Here is a 15,841-nt window from a genome sequence, read left to right as displayed (position 1 = left end):
CGAAACGAGATTAGGACTGCTGAATGGTTGATACCAAGACCCCTGGCGACAAGACTTTGAGTGTCCCGAGCAAGACGTTGTCGCTGAAGCCGCGCGTCGAGACGGGCACCGTGCGCCAGAGCTTCAGCCACGGCCGGACCAAGCAGGTCGTGGTCGAGAAGCGCGGCAAGCGCCGCGTCGGTGGCGATGGCCCCGGCGAGGCGCATGCGCCGGAACCCGTGGTTGCAAAGCCGGCGGCGCCCGCCGCCAGGCCGCCGCTCGGCCGCCCCTCGGGCCCGCCTCCCGGCCAGCAACAGCGTAACACCCGCTCCGGCGTGGTGCTGCCGACCTTGACCGAGGACGAGCGTTCCGCGCGTGCCAGCGCGCTGGCCGACGCCCGTCAGCGCGACATCGAAGAACGCCGCCAGGCCGAAGAGGAAGCCAAGCGCCGCGCCGTCCGCGAGGCTGCCGAGAAGGCCGAGCGCGAGGCCGCCGAGGCCCGCCGCAAGGCGGAAGAGGAACGCCATCGCCACGAGGAAGAGGCCAAGCGCAAGGCCGAGGTCGAGGCCAAGCGCCGCTTTGGCGAAGGCGAGGCCAAGCCCGGTGCGGCACCCGTCGCCGCTCCCGCCAAGCCTGCCGGAGCCGGAACTGCGTCTGCTCCGGCCGCCCGTGCGCCCGGCGCAGCCCGCCCGACAACGACCACGACGCCTGCTGCGCGCACGCCTGCTGCCCCGGGGCGGCCGCCGGCCGTTGCCGCCGAGGCGGACGAGGACGAAGGTCCGCGCCTGGTGCGCCGCCCCGGCGGCGCCGTGCGTCCCGTCGCGGCCCCGAAGACCACTCACAAGCCCGGCCCGCAGAAGCAGCGCGGACGCCTGACCGTCGTCACCGCGCTCAACGCCGATGACGTGCGCGAGCGCTCGATCGCCTCGTTCCGCCGCCGTACCCAGCGCCTGAAGGGTCACGCCGCAAACGAGCAGAAGGAAAAGCTGATCCGCGAAGTCGTCATTCCGGAAGCGATCGCGATCCAGGAACTCGCGAACCGGATGTCGGAGCGCGCGGTCGACGTCATCCGCATGCTGATGAAGCAGGGCGCGATGCACAAGATCACCGACGTGATCGATGCCGACACCGCACAGCTGATCGCCGAAGAACTCGGCCACACCGTCAAGCGCGTCGCCGCGTCCGACGTGGAAGAAGGCCTGTTCGACGTCGTCGACGATTCCACCGACACCGAGCCGCGTTCGCCCGTGGTCACCGTCATGGGCCACGTCGACCACGGCAAGACCTCGCTGCTCGACGCGCTGCGCCATGCCAACGTGGTGTCGGGCGAAGCCGGCGGCATCACCCAGCATATCGGCGCCTATCAGGTGCTGTCGCCCGAGAGCGGCACCAAGATCACCTTTATCGACACGCCCGGCCACGCCGCGTTCACCGCGATGCGCGCCCGCGGCGCAAAGGTCACCGACATCGTCGTGCTGGTGGTCGCGGCCGACGACGGCGTGATGCCGCAGACGATCGAAGCGATCAACCACGCCAAGGCGGCCAAGGTGCCGATGATCGTGGCGATCAACAAGATCGATAAGCCCGACGCGCGCCCCGAGCGCGTGCGCACCGAATTGCTCCAGCACGAGGTGCAGGTCGAATCGCTCGGCGGCGACGTCGTGGACGTCGAGGTCTCGGCCAAGAACAAGACCAATCTCGACCGGCTGCTCGAGATGATCGCGCTGCAGGCCGAAATCCTCGACCTGAAGACCAATTCGCAGCGTCCGGCGGAAGGCACCGTGATCGAAGCCAAGCTCGATCGCGGCCGTGGTCCGGTCGCGACCGTGCTGGTGCAGCGCGGCACGCTGCGCATCGGCGACATCATCGTGGCCGGCGCCGAAATGGGCCGCGTCCGCGCCTTGATCTCCGACCAGGGCGAGAATCTCGAAGAGGCCGGTCCGTCCGTGCCGGTCGAGGTGCTCGGCTTCAACGGTCCGCCGGAAGCCGGCGACCGTCTCGCCGTTGTCGAGAACGAAGCCCGCGCCCGCCAGGTCACGAGCTACCGCGCGCACCAGAAGCGCGAGAACGCGGCTGCCTCGATTTCCGGCATGCGCGGCTCGCTCGAGCAGATGATGTCGCAGCTCAAGACCGCGGGCCGCAAGGAGTTCCCGCTGATCGTCAAGGCCGACGTGCAGGGCTCGCTGGAAGCGATCCTGGGCTCGCTCGAGAAGCTCGGCACCGACGAGGTCGCCGCCCGCATCCTGCATGCCGGCGTCGGCGGCATTTCGGAGTCCGACGTCACGCTGGCGGAAGGCTTCAACGCCGCGATCATCGGCTTCTCGGTCCGCGCCAACAAGGAAGCGGCGGCCGCGGCCAAGCGCAACGGCATCGAGATCCGCTACTACAACATCATCTACGACCTCGTGGATGACATCAAAAAGGCGATGTCCGGCCTGCTCGCGCCCACGCTGCGCGAAACCATGCTGGGCAACGCGCAGATCCTGGAAGTGTTCAACATTTCCAAGGTCGGCAAGGTCGCGGGTTGCCGCGTCACCGACGGCACCGTGGAACGCGGCGCCAATGTTCGCCTGATCCGCGACAACGTGGTGGTGCACGAAGGCAAGCTGTCGACGCTGAAGCGCTTCAAGGATGAAGTGAAGGAAGTGGTCGCCGGCCAGGAGTGTGGCATGGCGTTCGAGAACTACGGCGACATGCGCGTCGGCGACGTGATCGAGTGTTACCGCATCGAGACGATCCAGCGCTCTCTGTAAGTCCAAATCTTACGAAGCGTTGGGTCCATTTAACTGAAAATGCGACTGCGCGGCCGGACTTTGGTCCGGCCACCAGCGCATTGTCTGATTGAAAGCAAAGCTAGACATTGATGCCCGCGGCCAAGGCCTGCGGGCGTGACGGTTTTGGAAGAAGGTCATGCCCCGTCAAAAGAAGAGTTCCAGCCCCGGCGGATCGCAACGTCAGCTGCGCGTCGGCGAAACGGTTCGCCATGCAGTTGCCGAGATTCTGTCACAGGGTGAGGTCCACGATCCCGATCTGGAAGGCCACATCATCACCGTTCCCGAGGTGCGTATGTCGCCGGACCTGAAGCTCGCGACGATCTATGTGATGCCGCTCGGCGGCCGCGACACCGACACGGTGATATCAGCGCTCGAGCGCAACAAGAAGTTCCTTCGCGGCGAGATCGCGCATCGCGTCAACCTGAAATTTGCACCCGACATTCGCTTCCGCGTCGACGAGCGGTTCGACGAGGCGGAGCGCATCGAGAAACTACTGCGGACACCTGCGGTGCAGCGAGACCTTGCACCCGATTCGGACGACGAGTGATGACTGTGATGACGACCAACGGCGTTATCGACGCGAAGGATGCCGACGCGCGCGACGCTGAGCGGGATGCTTTTGCCGGCCAGCGCACCGACGATGCGCGCCGCACCAACAACGACCCGCGCCAGAAGCAGGGCAGGCAGAACCAGCAGCCGCGCCGCGACAAGCGCGACGTCCACGGCTGGGTGGTGCTCGACAAGCCGATCGGCATGACCTCGACGCAGGCGGTCGCGGTGCTCAAGCGCCTGTTCCAGGCCAAGCGCGCCGGCCATGCCGGCACGCTCGATCCGCTCGCCTCCGGCGGCTTGCCGATCGCGCTGGGCGAGGCCACCAAGACGGTGCCGTTCGTGATGGACGGCCGCAAGCGCTACCGCTTCACGGTGTGCTGGGGCGAGGAGCGCGACACCGACGACACCGAGGGGCGGCCGGTCAGGACCAGCGAGAGCCGGCCGACCGCGGATTCGATCCGGGAACTTTTGCCGCGCTTCACCGGGGTGATCGAGCAAATCCCGCCGCAATATTCGGCGATCAAGGTGCAGGGCGAGCGCGCCTATGACCTGGCGCGCGACGGCGAGACCGTGGAACTGAAGCCCCGCCCGGTCGAGATCCACGAATTAACCCTTGTGGAACATGGAGATAACAGCCAGTCCGTGTTCGAGGCCGAGTGCGGCAAGGGAACCTATGTCCGGGCGCTGGCCCGCGATATGGGCCGGATTCTGGGCTGTTTCGGCCATATCTGCGCCCTGAGGCGGACCCTTGTCGGTCCGTTTACCGAACGGGACATGATTCCGCTGGAACAGTTGGAGGCTTTATGCAATAGAGCCGCGTCTGGCGAGGGCAGCCTCGCCGACGCGCTTTTGCCCGTTGAGACCGCGCTGGACGACATCCCGGCACTGGCCGTCACACGGGCTGATGCGGCAAGGCTCCACAGGGGCCAGGCCGTTTTGTTGCGCGGACGGGATGCGCCCAATACCAGCGGCACAGTCTATGTCACGGTGGCAGGCCGGCTTCTCGCGCTTGCCGAAATTGGCAATGGCGAACTCATCCCCAAGCGCGTGTTCAACCTGAACGGACTGACTGCCGGTCCGGCTCGCAACAATGAAAGTAACTGACGATGTCGATTACCGCCGAACGCAAAGCGGAAGTCATCAAGACGAATGCCAACAAAGCCGGCGACACCGGCTCGCCCGAGGTTCAGGTCGCGATCCTGTCGGAACGCATCAATAACCTCACCGAGCACTTCAAGAGCCATGTGAAGGACAACCATTCACGCCGCGGCCTCCTGAAGCTCGTGTCGACGCGTCGCTCCCTGCTTGACTACATCAAGCGCAAGGACGAGGCGCGCTACAAGGCGCTGCTCGAAAAGCACAACATCCGTCGTTGATTTGAGAAGCACGCGCGCGACGTTTCGCGCGCGTTTTCGCATGGTCGTCCGTAAACTCGGGCTTTCGAATTGTCGAAAGATGATCATGCGCAGCATGGCAGTCGCGCCATGCACACTAGCGTCCAGCAGCAATCCGGCCGCTGGACCGGGCAAGATGCCCAGATGACCGAAGGGATGGACGCCATCCGAAATCCAGGGACCATGGCAGGATCGCCGGATACTGATCGCAACCGCGTGTCAGTGTCTCGCCGTCTTGGCATGGTCTTTGTGTTTCAGGGCGCCATGCTTTCGTGAAACCATGAAAGAAGACCGAAATGTTCAATACGCATTCCGTCGAGATCGACTGGGGTGGACGTCCCCTCAAACTTGAAACCGGCAAGATCGCCCGCCAGGCCGACGGCGCCGTGATGGCGACCTACGGCGAGACCGTGGTGCTTGCCACCGTCGTCGCGGCGAAGGCACCGCGCGAAGGCGTCGACTTCCTGCCGCTCACGGTCGACTACCAGGAGAAGACCTACGCGGCCGGCCGCATTCCCGGCGGCTATTTCAAGCGCGAAGGCCGTCCGACCGAGAAGGAGACGCTGGTCTCCCGCCTGATCGACCGCCCGATCCGTCCGCTGTTCGTCGACGGCTGGCGCAACGAGACCCAGGTGATCGTCACCGTCCTGTCGCACGACATGGAGAACGATCCGGACATCGTCTCGCTGGTCGCCGCCTCCGCCGCCCTGACCCTGTCGGGCGCGCCGTTCAAGGGCCCGATCGGCGCTGCGCGCGTCGGCTTTGCCAATGACGAATACGTGCTCAACCCGACGCTCGACGAGATGACCGAGACCCAGCTCGATCTCGTCGTCGCCGGCACCGCCGACGCCGTGCTGATGGTGGAATCGGAAGCCAAGGAGCTCAACGAAGACGTGATGCTCGGCGCGGTCATGTTCGGCCACCGCCACTTCCAGCCCGTCATCAACGCGATCATCGAGCTCGCCGAGAAGGCCGCCAAGGAGCCGCGCGAAGTCACCACGATCGACAATTCGGAGATCGAGAAGGAGATGCTCGGCATCGCCGAGCAGGAGCTCCGCAATGCCTACGCGATCCCGGTCAAGCAGGAACGCTATGCCGCGGTCGGCGCCGTCAAGGAGAAGGTGCTCGCGCACTTCTTCCCGGAAGGTCAGGAGCCGAAATACGACAAGCTCCGCGTCGCCGGCGTGTTCAAGGAACTGGAAGCCAAGATCGTTCGCTGGAACATCCTCGACACCGGCAAGCGCATCGACGGCCGCGACGCCAAGACCGTGCGCAACATCATCGCCGAAGCCGGCGTGCTGCCGCGCGCCCACGGCTCGGCGCTGTTCACCCGCGGTGAAACCCAGGCGATGGTCGTGACCACGCTCGGCACCGGCGAGGACGAGCAGTACATCGATGCACTGTCGGGGACCTACAAGGAAACGTTCCTGCTGCACTACAACTTCCCGCCCTACTCGGTCGGCGAGACCGGCCGCCTCGGCGGCACCAAGCGTCGCGAGATCGGCCACGGCAAGCTCGCCTGGCGCGCGATCCACCCGGTGCTGCCGCCGCACCACGAGTTCCCGTACACGATCCGCGTGGTCTCCGAGATCACCGAGTCGAACGGCTCGTCCTCGATGGCTTCGGTCTGCGGTGCCTCGCTGTCGCTGATGGACGCCGGCGTGCCGCTGAAGCGGCCGACCGCCGGTATCGCCATGGGCCTGATCCTCGAAGGTCAGCGCTTCGCGGTGCTGTCGGACATCCTCGGTGACGAGGATCATCTCGGCGACATGGACTTCAAGGTCGCCGGCACCGACCAGGGCATCACCTCGCTCCAGATGGACATCAAGATCGAGGGCATCACCGAGGAGATCATGAAGGTTGCGCTTGGCCAGGCCAAGGAAGGGCGCATCCACATCCTCGGCGAGATGGCCAAGGCGCTGACCGCGGCGCGCGCCGAGCTCGGCGAATACGCACCGCGCATCGAGACCTTCAAGATCGCCACCGACAAGATCCGCGAAGTGATCGGCACCGGCGGCAAGGTGATCCGCGAGATCGTCGAGAAGACCGGCGCCAAGGTCAACATCGAGGACGACGGCACCGTGAAGGTCGCCTCCAACGATGGCGAGGCGATGAAGGCTGCGATCAAGTGGATCAAGTCGATCGCCTCCGATCCGGAGGTCGGCCAGATCTACGAGGGCACCGTCGTCAAGGTGATGGAGTTCGGCGCGTTCGTGAACTTCTTCGGCGCCAAGGACGGCCTCGTCCACATCAGCCAGCTCGCGGCCAACCGCGTGCAGAAGACCTCCGACGTCGTCAAGGAAGGCGACAAGGTCAAGGTCAAGCTGCTCGGCTTCGACGATCGCGGCAAGACCCGCCTGTCGATGAAGGCCGTCGACCAGACGACCGGCGAGGACCTCGAGGCCACGCAGAAGACCGAGGCTGCGGCGCCGCGCGAAGCTGCCGGCGAGTAAGCCCAGGCCAATCGACTGGCAAATCGACTGTTACGAAAAGGGCGGCCCTCGGGCCGCCCTTTTTGGTTTGCCGAGGTCGGCCGCAAATCAATCTCCGCTGATCGGCATGCGCGGTTTTGACCCGGCATTGTGATCGGGATTCGTTGGAACCCGTTCACAACTCGGGCCTAACATCAGGATGCTTTCCCAGCACGGAGAACCACGATGTCCTCGATGTCCCGACGCCATTTGATGATCGCAGCAGGCGGCATCGCTGCAGCCGCCGCCTCGTCGCGCGCTGCGTTCGCGCAGGCCACGACGCAGGCCCCGGCCGGACCATTCAAGATCGATCCGCTGACCTATCCCACCAATGCGCTGGAGCCGCATATCGATGCCAAGACGATGGAAATCCATCACGACCGGCATCATCAGGCCTATGTCACCAACCTCAACAATTTCGCGAAGGACAATCCGCAGATCGCCGAGAAGCCGGTCGTCGAGGTGCTCGCCAATCTCGGCAGCGTGCCGGACGCGATCCGCACCGGCGTGCGCAACAACATGGGCGGCCACGCCAACCACACCATGTTCTGGCAGATCATGGGACCGAACGGCGGCAAGGCGGACGGCGAGGTGCTCGCCGCGATCGATCGCGACCTCGGCGGCATGGAGAAATTCCAGACCGATTTCAACGCCGCCGGCGGGCGCGTGTTCGGCTCCGGCTGGGTGTTCGTCACCGTCACCAAGGATGGCAATCTCGCGATCGAGACGCGGCCGAACCAGGACAATCCGATCATGGACGGCAAGCGCGCGCTGCTCGGCAACGACGTCTGGGAGCACGCCTATTACCTGACCTACCAGAACCGCCGGCCCGATTATCTCAAGGCGTGGTGGAATACGGTGAACTGGAAGGCCGTGGCCGAGCGCTATGCGGCGGCGAAGGCCGGGACGCTCGGCGTGTGAGCCGCCGGGCTCGCCGGTCGCGACGAACTGCGTTACCTTCGAAAGCTCCGCGATCGCTTCGCGGGGCTTTCACCTTTATGTATCCACAGCGTCGCACCGCCGGTGTCGAACGCCGTGAGGATCGACGATGACGCCGCCGACCATCCGCCCCGCACGCTCCGACGAACATGACGCGATCGCGCGCGCCTGGATGGCGAGCTGGGCCTCGACCGGGCTCTCGCGAGCCAGCGACAGTTTGTTGAACGATCTGCGTGCCCGCCTGCCGCGCGAGATCGCGGGTGGCTGGAGCCTGTTCGTCGCCGATGATCGCGGCAGCATCGCCGCCATGCTGGCGCTGCACCTGCCGACCTCGCTGCTCGACCAGCTGATGGTCGTGCCCGCCTATCAGGGCATGAGCCTGGGACGTCAGCTGCTCGCCTTCACACGCCGGCAGATGCCCGACGAGATCTGGCTGAAATGCGTCCGCGAGAATGAGAAGGCCTGGCGCTGGTACGCGCGCGAAGGCTTTGTGTTCGAGAGGGAAGCACCCAATCCGGTCACCGGCTTCATGATGAAGCACTATCGGTGGAAGCGAACAAACCGCACATCGGAGGCTAAGCCATGATCAAGCTGTACTGGTCGCCGCGCTCGCGCTCGTTCTCCGCCATCTGGCTGCTGGAGGAATCCGGCCTGCCATACGAACGGGTGCTGACCGACATCAGCACCGGCGCGCAGAAATCACCGGAGTTTCTCAAGATCAACCCGATGGGCAAGGTGCCGGCGTTGACCGACGGCGACGCGCAGCTCGCCGAGGCCGCCGCGATCTGCGCCTATATCGCCGACCGCTATCCCGAGACCAAACTCGCACCGGCAGCGACGGACCCGAAGCGGGCGCGCTATCTGCAGTGGCTGTTCTTCTCGCCGAGCTGCATCGAGCCGGCGCTGATCCAGCTCTTCACCAAGCTCGAGGTGCCGACCAGCACCGCGGCATGGGGCAGCGCCGCGCAGGTGTTCGACGTGCTCGACGCCGAGCTGCAGAAGGCGCCATGGATCCTCGGCGATCAATTCTCCGCCGCCGACATCGCGATCGGCGCGGGACTGAACTTTGCGGTGCGCGTGTTCAAGATGGTGCCGCCGCGGCCGTCGTTCGTGGCCTATATCGACCGCTGCGTGGCCCGGCCCGCATTCCAGCGCGCAGAGAAGATCGCGGCGGGGTGAGGCATGTAGCGCCGTAGCCCGGATGGAGCGAAGCGAAATCCGGGAAAGTCCCTCAGCGGAGGAAGCCCCGGATTGCGCTTCGCTTCATCCGGGCTACTAACCTCCCCTTGAAAAGGGGAGGTCGCTTTGCTCGCCAGAGCAAAGCGGGTGGGGATCAACTCTCTCCGCTATCAGCATCGCCTGCGGCTGACCCCCATCCCGACCTTCCCCCTTTCAGGGGGAAGGAGAAGACCGGTCTGTAACCGCTCGCGCGGTTTTCCCGAGCGGCTTAACCCGGCACGACGCGGGGATCGACGTCCTGCGTGTAGTCGACGCCGTCGATGCCGAAGCCGAACAGGCGCAGGAACTGGCTCTTGTACTCGCCGAGATCGGCCAGCTCGCCGAGCGTCTCGGTGGTGAGCAGCGGCCAGCGCCGCGACACTTCCGTCTGCACCTCGGGCGAAAGCTCCCAGTCGTCGACCCTGACGCGCTGCGCGTCATCGAGCGCGACGCCCTTACCGAGCTTCGTCCGGAACAGGCGGTCGATCTGCTCGATGCAGCCTTCGTGCAGAGCGAGCTGCTTCATGACCTTGAACAGCACCGTGCCATAGAGCGGCACCACCGGTATCGCCGAGCTCGCCTGGGTGACGACGGCCTTCAGCGCGACGACGCGCGCCGCGTCAGGTCCGAGCCGGCCGCGGATCGCTTCTGCCTTGCTGTCGAGATCGACCTTGGCGCGGCCGAGCGTGCCGTTCCAGTAGATCGGCCAGGTCAGCTCGCTGCCGATATAGGTGTAGTTGAGCGTCTGGAAGCCCGGCGCCAAAACGCCGGCATCCGCGAGTTGATCGATCCAGCGCTTCCAGTCGTCGCCGCCCATCACCGCGACGGTCGCCGCGGTTTGCTCCTCGCTCGCCGGCTCGAGCGTCGTCTGGAACACCTCACCGGTCTCGGTGTCGAGCGTCTTGATCTCGACCGGGGCGCCCAGCGGCTTGATCACCGAACGATAGGTCTTGCCAGTGTCGGGATCAGTCCGGACCGGCGCCGCCATGCTGTAGACCAGCAGGTCGAGCTGTCCGAATTTCTCGCGCACCCGCTCGATGAAGGTCGCCTTCAGCTCGTCGGAGAAGGCGTCGCCTTCGAGCGTGAGCGGCGAGCGTCCGATCTTCTGGGCTTCGATCTCGAAGGCACGGTTGTTGTACCAGCCGGCGCTGGCGCTTCTCTTTTCCGACGGCTCGCGCTCCAGCGACACTCCGATGGTGTCAGCGCCGCCGGCGAAGGTCGCGACGATGCGGCTCGCGAGGCCATACCCCGTCGAGCAGCCCAGCACGGCAACCCGCTTCGGGCAGTCGGCGACCGGGCCCTGCTTCAGAACATAGGCGATCTGTTCGCGGACATTCGTGGCGCAGCCGACGGGATGTGCCGTCGTGCAGATGAAGCCTCGCACGCGCGGTTCAATAATCATTCCCACCCCATTCCGGATCGTTGCACTGTTCCCATTCGCTGCCCGCGGACCTCCCTCAGCAAGCGAGGAGAGGCGAAATCACGCGTCAAGCCGCCTGAACACCAGCGTGGCGTTGGTGCCGCCGAAGCCGAACGAGTTCGACAGCACGGTGTTGAGCTTGACGTTGTCGATGCGCTTGCGCACGATCGGCATGTCGGCAAACACCGGATCGAGTTCGGTGATATGTGCGCTCTCGCAGATGAAGCCGTTGTTCAGCATCAGCAGCGAATAGATCGCTTCCTGCACGCCGGTGGCGCCGAGCGAGTGGCCGGTCAGCGCCTTGGTCGCCGAGATCGGCGGGCACTTGTCGCCGGTGCCGAACACCTTGCGGATCGCCTCGATCTCCGGCGGATCGCCGGCGGGCGTCGAAGTGGCATGCGGATTGATGTAATCGACCGGCGTGTTCACCGTCGACATCGCCATGCGCATGCAGCGCTCGGCGCCCTCGCCCGACGGCGCCACCATGTCGTAGCCGTCGGAGGTCGCGCCGTAGCCGACGACCTCGGCATAGATCCTGGCGCCGCGCGCCTTGGCATGCTCGAGCTCTTCCAGCACCACGACACCCGCGCCGCCCGCGATGACGAAGCCGTCGCGGTTGAGGTCGTAGGGACGCGAGGCGGTGGCCGGTGTGTCGTTGTATTTCGAGGACATCGCGCCCATGGCGTCGAACAGCACCGACAGCGTCCAGTCGAGCTCCTCGCAGCCGCCGGCGAAGATGATATCCTGTTTGCCGATCTGGATCGTCTCATAGGCGTTGCCGATGCAGTGGTTCGACGTCGCGCAGGCCGACGAGATCGAATAGTTCACGCCCTTGATCTTGAACCAGGTCGCGAGCGTCGCCGACGCGGTCGAGGACATGCCCTTCGGCACCGCGAACGGACCGACGCGCTTCGGGCCCTTGGCGCGCGCGATGTCGGCGGCCTCCACCAGCGTGCGCGTCGACGGACCACCGGATCCCATGATGATGCCGGTGCGGATGTTGGAGACTTCATTCTCCTCGAGGCCGGAGTCGCGGATCGCCTGTTCCATCGCAACGTGATTCCACGCCGCACCTTCGGCAAGGAACCGCATCGCGCGGCGATCGATCACCTCGGCAGGATTGAGTGTCGGCGCACCGTGCACCTGCGAACGGAAGCCGAGTTCGGCGGCCTTCTCCGCGCGCGAAATGCCCGACTTCGCCTCGTAGAGGCTCGCAAGCACTTCCTGGGTGTTGTTACCGATGGACGAGACAATACCCATCCCCGTGATGACAACCCGCCTCATGTTCGCCTCGCCCTGCCTTTATGTTGCCGCATGATGATCCTGCTCAGGATGGCGCCGTGCCCTGCTTGAACAAACCGACCTTCAAGTCCTTGGCGCGATAGATAATCTCGTCGTCCATGGAAAGCCACCCATCGGCAATTCCAAGCACGAGCTTTGACCGCATCACGCGCTTGATATCGATGTTGTACACAACCTTGCGCGCGTGCGGCAGCACCTGTCCGGAGAACTTCAGCTCGCCGAGGCCGAGCGCGCGGCCACGACCTTCGCCACCGATCCAGCCAAGGTAAAAGCCGACCATTTGCCACATGGCATCGAGGCCGAGGCAGCCCGGCATCACCGGATCGTTCTTGAAATGACAGCCGAAGAACCAGAGATCCGGCTTCACTTCGAGTTCGGCGCGCACCAGCCCCTTGCCGTATTCGCCGCCGGTTTGCGAAATCTCGCTGATGCGATCGAACATCAGCATCGGCGGCAGCGGCAACTGGGCGTTGCCGGGACCGAAAAGCTCGCCCCGCCCGCAAGCCAGCAAATCCTCGTATTCGTAACCGCCGCGCCGATCCAGCATCCTCTTTCCACCTCTGATGTCCCGATGAAGCGCTTTGCTTGGTCGGACGTTGATCTACCCACGGGAACCGGAATAACCCGTCCCGCATCTTGGCGCTACCTGGGTACGCTACGGCCTGTTATCTCTGCCGAAAGCGCATATGTGGTCCGCGCGCTCTCTAACATACGGCTAACTGGGCGGCAAAGCGGCATTCCGATGATAAATGACCGCTTCTCCTTAGGTTTCTACCGCAGCTTGGATTCGTTCTAGTTGCGAAAAACTTGCATCTGATAGGCATCCTTTTTATATTTATGAGGAATATTGCCTGAGTTGGGTGCATAGAGTGGATATGAACGAGGAAGTACCGGCTGTGAACGATGATGCCGTGCACCCGGCTGCCCGGGGCGCTGGGCACCACCCTGCCCTGACCGGCTGTCCGTGGCATGACGTCAACGAAATGTTGCAGTCTGCCGGTCTGCGGCCGACCCGCCAGCGCATGGCGCTGGGCTGGCTGCTGTTCGGTAAGGGTGCCCGCCACCTGACCGCTGAAATGCTGTACGAGGAAGCCACGCTGGCCAAGGTTCCGGTGTCGCTGGCGACCGTCTACAACACCCTGAACCAGCTGACCGATGCCGGCCTGCTGCGCCAGGTCAGCGTCGACGGCACGAAAACCTATTTCGACACCAACGTGTCGACGCATCACCACTTCTATCTCGAGCACAACCACGAGCTGGTCGACATTCCCGACCCGAACCTGGTGCTGTCGAAAATGCCCGACGTGCCCGAAGGCTACGAGATCTCCCGCGTCGACATGGTCGTGCGGCTGCGCAAGAAGCGCTGAACGGTCTCACCGTCGATTTGAGTTGTGATGGCCGGGCTCGTCCCGGCCATTTTCATTTGGGGACGAGGAAGCTCAGTTTCATTTGGGGACGAGGAAGCTCAGTCCACCTTTTCGTCGGCGTAGACGCCCCAGAGGCGCTGCTGCTCGATCCAGCCGTCGAACCCGTTGCCGGTGACCCGGCACCAGTTGTTGGCGCATTTCTTCACCTGCGCGACGACGCCGGCCTGCAGGCGCGCCGCGACGGCGCTGGTGGCGTCGGGGCGATCGTACAGCGAGGCCAGATCGTCCTTGTTCTTCATGGTGACGACGGCGGTGCGGCGGCCGGACAGCAGGGAATGATAGACCCAGCCTTCGGCGCCCTCGGAATCGCGCACCCGGCGCCAGTTCTCGAACTCGGCGGTGATTTCGACCGGCAGCCCCGACCGCGTATAGACCCAGGCGACGTCATTGTCCTTGGTCGGGCCGGCCCGGACGTTCACATGGTCCGACTTCAGGCTGACATAGCGCGGGATCGGCAGGCCGCTGGTGGTGGGGCTCAAATCCTTGGCGGAATGTCCGGGCATGACCGACGCACTCAGCATGCTTCCGACCAGCGCCACCAATGAACTGAAACGCCAGAACGCCACCATCAACTCGTCTCCTGCCGAGATGCCCAACCCGCATTCGGCGCACTGCAACCCCAACCACGCCCGAAGGCCCCCTGCGGCTGCGCCCATTCGCTTCCGCACTGCAAGTCCGGGGGTTCTTGTCTTGGCCCGGCCTTCTGCTAGAGAGGACGGAACGCCTGAGAGCCAGAACACCCGAATTTCCCGTCGTTTCGCCTTGGCGAAAAGCCGGGGCAAGTATCGGGGAACCCTAGGAAACGCGAAGGAAACGCCGGGACAGCACGGCTATCAGCAGTGTCGAACAACCGGGTTAATGAGGCCTGAACGGTTTGTTTTTTGGCAAGCCGCGCGCCCCATGAAAGCAGGACATGTCGGTGAAGAAAAAGCCTCTCGTCGTCGTCACCCGCAAGCTGCCGGACTCGATCGAGACCCGGATGCGCGAGCTGTTCGACGCCAGATTGAATCTCGACGACACGCCGATGACGCCGGAGCAGATCGCCGAGGCGGCACGAACCGCCGACGTGCTGGTGCCGACCGTGACCGACATGATCCGCGAGGACGTGATCAATCAGCCCGACTGCAAGCTGAAGATGATCGCCAATTTCGGCAACGGCGTCGACAATATCGACGTCGCCGCGGCGCATGCGCGCGGCATCACGGTGACCAACACCCCGAAGGTGCTGACCGAGGACACCGCCGACATGACCATGGCGCTGATCCTTGCGGTGCCGCGGCGCATGATCGAGGGCGCCTCGATCCTGACCGAAGGCAAGCAGCACTGGGCGGGCTGGTCGCCGACCTGGATGCTCGGCCACCGCATCGGTGGAAAGAGGCTCGGCATCGTCGGCATGGGCCGCATCGGCCAGGCCGTGGCGCGCCGTGCCCGCGCCTTCGGCCTGCAGATCCATTATCACAACCGCCGCCCGGTGGCGCCGGTCATCGCCGAAGAGCTCGGGGCGACCTATTGGGAAAGCCTCGACCAGATGCTGGCGCGGATGGACATCATCTCGGTGAACTGCCCGCACACGCCGGCGACCTATCATCTGCTCTCGGCGCGGCGGCTCAAGCTGATCCGCAAAGAGGCCTATGTCGTCAACACCGCGCGCGGCGAGGTGATCGACGAGGACACGCTGATCAAGCTGATCGAAGCCGGCGAGATCGGCGGCGCAGCTCTCGACGTCTATGAGCACGAGCCCGCGGTGAACCCCAAGCTGGTGCGGCTCGCCAGGGCCGGCAAGGTGACGCTGCTGCCGCATATGGGTTCGGCCACCATCGAAGGCCGCGTCGAGATGGGCGAGAAGGTGATCATCAACATCCGAACCTTCCTTGACGCCCACAAGCCGCCGGATCGCGTGCTGCCGAGCATGCTGTAAGTGCTCGCAGCCGGGATTACGCCGCGCTCCATCTCCGCCACGCAGCTCCAACCTCCCCTTGAAAAGGGGAGGTCGCTTTGCTCGAAGAGCAAAGCGGGTGGGGATCATCTCTCTCCACGAGCGACGGTGCGTGTGGCTGACCCCCATCCCGACCTTCCCCCTTTCAGGGGGAAGGGGAAGAGAGATTTGCGGCCCGGATGAGAGGCGAGCTGCCAAAATATCGAAAACAACCCCATGCAAAGTAGCCGGTGCGGCCGGCAAGGCGCATGCTGCGATCACGCATTCGGTGTCGTCCCTGCGCATGCAGGGACCCATAACCACCGATGTTCATGGTTGGACTGAGCTGGAGCTCCAGCCTTCGCAATCGTGAGAGCTGTGGTTATGGGTCCCTGTGTCTTGGAAGTCTGTCAGGATGAGGGTGGGCGGGAAGCCGTTGGGTCCTTGGCG

At 64.6% G+C, this 15,841-nt stretch carries 14 protein-coding genes; 10 read left to right on the top strand and 4 right to left on the bottom strand.

Translation table 11 applies throughout. The features are described from left to right. Positions 1–23 precede the first annotated feature (23 nt). The 8 genes from infB to QJT82_RS40120 all read left to right on the top strand — a co-directional run bounded on the left by infB (position 24) and on the right by QJT82_RS40120 (position 9,288). Positions 24–2,732, top strand: a complete 2,709-nt coding sequence (infB, locus tag QJT82_RS40155) for a translation initiation factor IF-2 (protein ID WP_028343912.1) — start codon at positions 24–26, stop codon at positions 2,730–2,732. A gap of 157 nt (positions 2,733–2,889) precedes the next feature. Continuing rightward, on the top strand, positions 2,890–3,300 hold the full coding sequence (gene rbfA, locus QJT82_RS40150) for a 30S ribosome-binding factor RbfA (protein ID WP_028343913.1): 411 nt from the start codon (positions 2,890–2,892) through the stop codon (positions 3,298–3,300). After that, on the top strand, positions 3,300–4,409 hold the full coding sequence (truB, locus tag QJT82_RS40145; RefSeq protein ID WP_028343914.1) for a tRNA pseudouridine(55) synthase TruB: 1,110 nt from the start codon (positions 3,300–3,302) through the stop codon (positions 4,407–4,409). The genes rbfA and truB overlap by 1 nt, the downstream gene beginning before the upstream one ends. 2 nt (positions 4,410–4,411) lie before the next feature. After that, complete coding sequence (gene rpsO, locus QJT82_RS40140; protein ID WP_016844725.1) at positions 4,412–4,681, top strand: 30S ribosomal protein S15; 270 nt, start codon at positions 4,412–4,414, stop codon at positions 4,679–4,681. A gap of 314 nt (positions 4,682–4,995) precedes the next feature. Next, entirely contained in the window at positions 4,996–7,152 is a 2,157-nt protein-coding gene (pnp, locus tag QJT82_RS40135) for a polyribonucleotide nucleotidyltransferase (protein WP_028343916.1), read from the top strand. 204 nt (positions 7,153–7,356) lie between these two features. Next, complete coding sequence (locus QJT82_RS40130) at positions 7,357–8,091, top strand: superoxide dismutase (protein WP_028343917.1); 735 nt, start codon at positions 7,357–7,359, stop codon at positions 8,089–8,091. Positions 8,092–8,218: 127 nt separating this feature from the next. Beyond that, complete coding sequence (locus QJT82_RS40125) at positions 8,219–8,695, top strand: GNAT family N-acetyltransferase (RefSeq protein WP_028343918.1); 477 nt, start codon at positions 8,219–8,221, stop codon at positions 8,693–8,695. Further along, positions 8,692–9,288 carry a glutathione S-transferase family protein gene (locus tag QJT82_RS40120; protein ID WP_028343919.1) on the top strand — a complete coding sequence of 199 codons (597 nt, stop codon included), beginning with the start codon at positions 8,692–8,694 and terminating at the stop codon, positions 9,286–9,288. Before QJT82_RS40125 ends, QJT82_RS40120 begins: the two co-directional genes overlap by 4 nt. Positions 9,289–9,556: 268 nt before the next feature. Here QJT82_RS40120 and fabV read toward each other — a convergent pair whose 3' ends face one another. The 3 genes from fabV to fabA form a co-directional block, all read right to left on the bottom strand. Further along, entirely contained in the window at positions 9,557–10,729 is a 1,173-nt protein-coding gene (gene fabV / locus QJT82_RS40115; RefSeq protein ID WP_028343920.1) for an enoyl-ACP reductase FabV, read from the bottom strand. Positions 10,730–10,807: 78 nt separating this feature from the next. Next, positions 10,808–12,031: a beta-ketoacyl-ACP synthase I gene (fabB, locus tag QJT82_RS40110; protein ID WP_028343921.1), complete on the bottom strand. Its 1,224-nt coding sequence runs from the start codon at positions 12,029–12,031 to the stop codon at positions 10,808–10,810. A 43-nt stretch (positions 12,032–12,074) separates the two neighbouring features. Then, a complete protein-coding gene (gene fabA, locus QJT82_RS40105; protein ID WP_028343922.1) occupies positions 12,075–12,596 on the bottom strand; it encodes a 3-hydroxyacyl-[acyl-carrier-protein] dehydratase FabA in 522 nt (173 codons plus the stop codon). 328 nt (positions 12,597–12,924) lie between these two features. Here fabA and irrA point away from each other — a divergent pair, with 328 nt between their 5' ends. After that, positions 12,925–13,416, top strand: a complete 492-nt coding sequence (gene irrA / locus QJT82_RS40100) for an iron response transcriptional regulator IrrA (protein WP_026192029.1) — start codon at positions 12,925–12,927, stop codon at positions 13,414–13,416. Between the two features lie 98 nt (positions 13,417–13,514). Here irrA and QJT82_RS40095 read toward each other — a convergent pair whose 3' ends face one another. Continuing rightward, the gene (locus QJT82_RS40095; RefSeq protein ID WP_028343923.1) at positions 13,515–14,042 is read right to left on the bottom strand and encodes an SH3 domain-containing protein; all 528 of its coding nucleotides are present in this window, start codon (positions 14,040–14,042) and stop codon (positions 13,515–13,517) included. Positions 14,043–14,389: 347 nt separating this feature from the next. Between QJT82_RS40095 and QJT82_RS40090 the strand changes: the two genes are divergently transcribed. Beyond that, positions 14,390–15,394, top strand: a complete 1,005-nt coding sequence (locus tag QJT82_RS40090) for a D-glycerate dehydrogenase (RefSeq protein WP_028343924.1) — start codon at positions 14,390–14,392, stop codon at positions 15,392–15,394. Positions 15,395–15,841: the final 447 nt, after the last annotated feature.

This window comes from Bradyrhizobium sp. Mp19 (assembly GCF_029952935.1).
Classification (GTDB): Bacteria; Pseudomonadota; Alphaproteobacteria; order Rhizobiales; family Xanthobacteraceae; genus Bradyrhizobium; species Bradyrhizobium elkanii.
The sequence above is the reverse complement of the archived record's forward strand: the minus strand, read 5'-3'. Positions and strand labels throughout refer to the sequence as shown.

Excerpts from the sequence above, each read along its gene's own strand:
- infB (WP_028343912.1), top strand. The coding sequence starts at position 24 with ATGGTTGATACCAAGACCCCTGGCGACAAGACTTTGAGTGTCCCGAGC.
- rbfA (WP_028343913.1), top strand. The coding sequence starts at position 2,890 with ATGCCCCGTCAAAAGAAGAGTTCCAGCCCCGGCGGATCGCAACGTCAG.
- truB (WP_028343914.1), top strand. The coding sequence starts at position 3,300 with ATGACTGTGATGACGACCAACGGCGTTATCGACGCGAAGGATGCCGAC.
- rpsO (WP_016844725.1), top strand. The coding sequence starts at position 4,412 with ATGTCGATTACCGCCGAACGCAAAGCGGAAGTCATCAAGACGAATGCC.
- pnp (WP_028343916.1), top strand. The coding sequence starts at position 4,996 with ATGTTCAATACGCATTCCGTCGAGATCGACTGGGGTGGACGTCCCCTC.
- QJT82_RS40130 (WP_028343917.1), top strand. The coding sequence starts at position 7,357 with ATGTCCTCGATGTCCCGACGCCATTTGATGATCGCAGCAGGCGGCATC.
- QJT82_RS40125 (WP_028343918.1), top strand. The coding sequence starts at position 8,219 with ATGACGCCGCCGACCATCCGCCCCGCACGCTCCGACGAACATGACGCG.
- QJT82_RS40120 (WP_028343919.1), top strand. The coding sequence starts at position 8,692 with ATGATCAAGCTGTACTGGTCGCCGCGCTCGCGCTCGTTCTCCGCCATC.
- fabV (WP_028343920.1), bottom strand. The coding sequence starts at position 10,729 with ATGATTATTGAACCGCGCGTGCGAGGCTTCATCTGCACGACGGCACAT.
- fabB (WP_028343921.1), bottom strand. The coding sequence starts at position 12,031 with ATGAGGCGGGTTGTCATCACGGGGATGGGTATTGTCTCGTCCATCGGT.
- fabA (WP_028343922.1), bottom strand. The coding sequence starts at position 12,596 with ATGCTGGATCGGCGCGGCGGTTACGAATACGAGGATTTGCTGGCTTGC.
- irrA (WP_026192029.1), top strand. The coding sequence starts at position 12,925 with ATGAACGAGGAAGTACCGGCTGTGAACGATGATGCCGTGCACCCGGCT.
- QJT82_RS40090 (WP_028343924.1), top strand. The coding sequence starts at position 14,390 with ATGTCGGTGAAGAAAAAGCCTCTCGTCGTCGTCACCCGCAAGCTGCCG.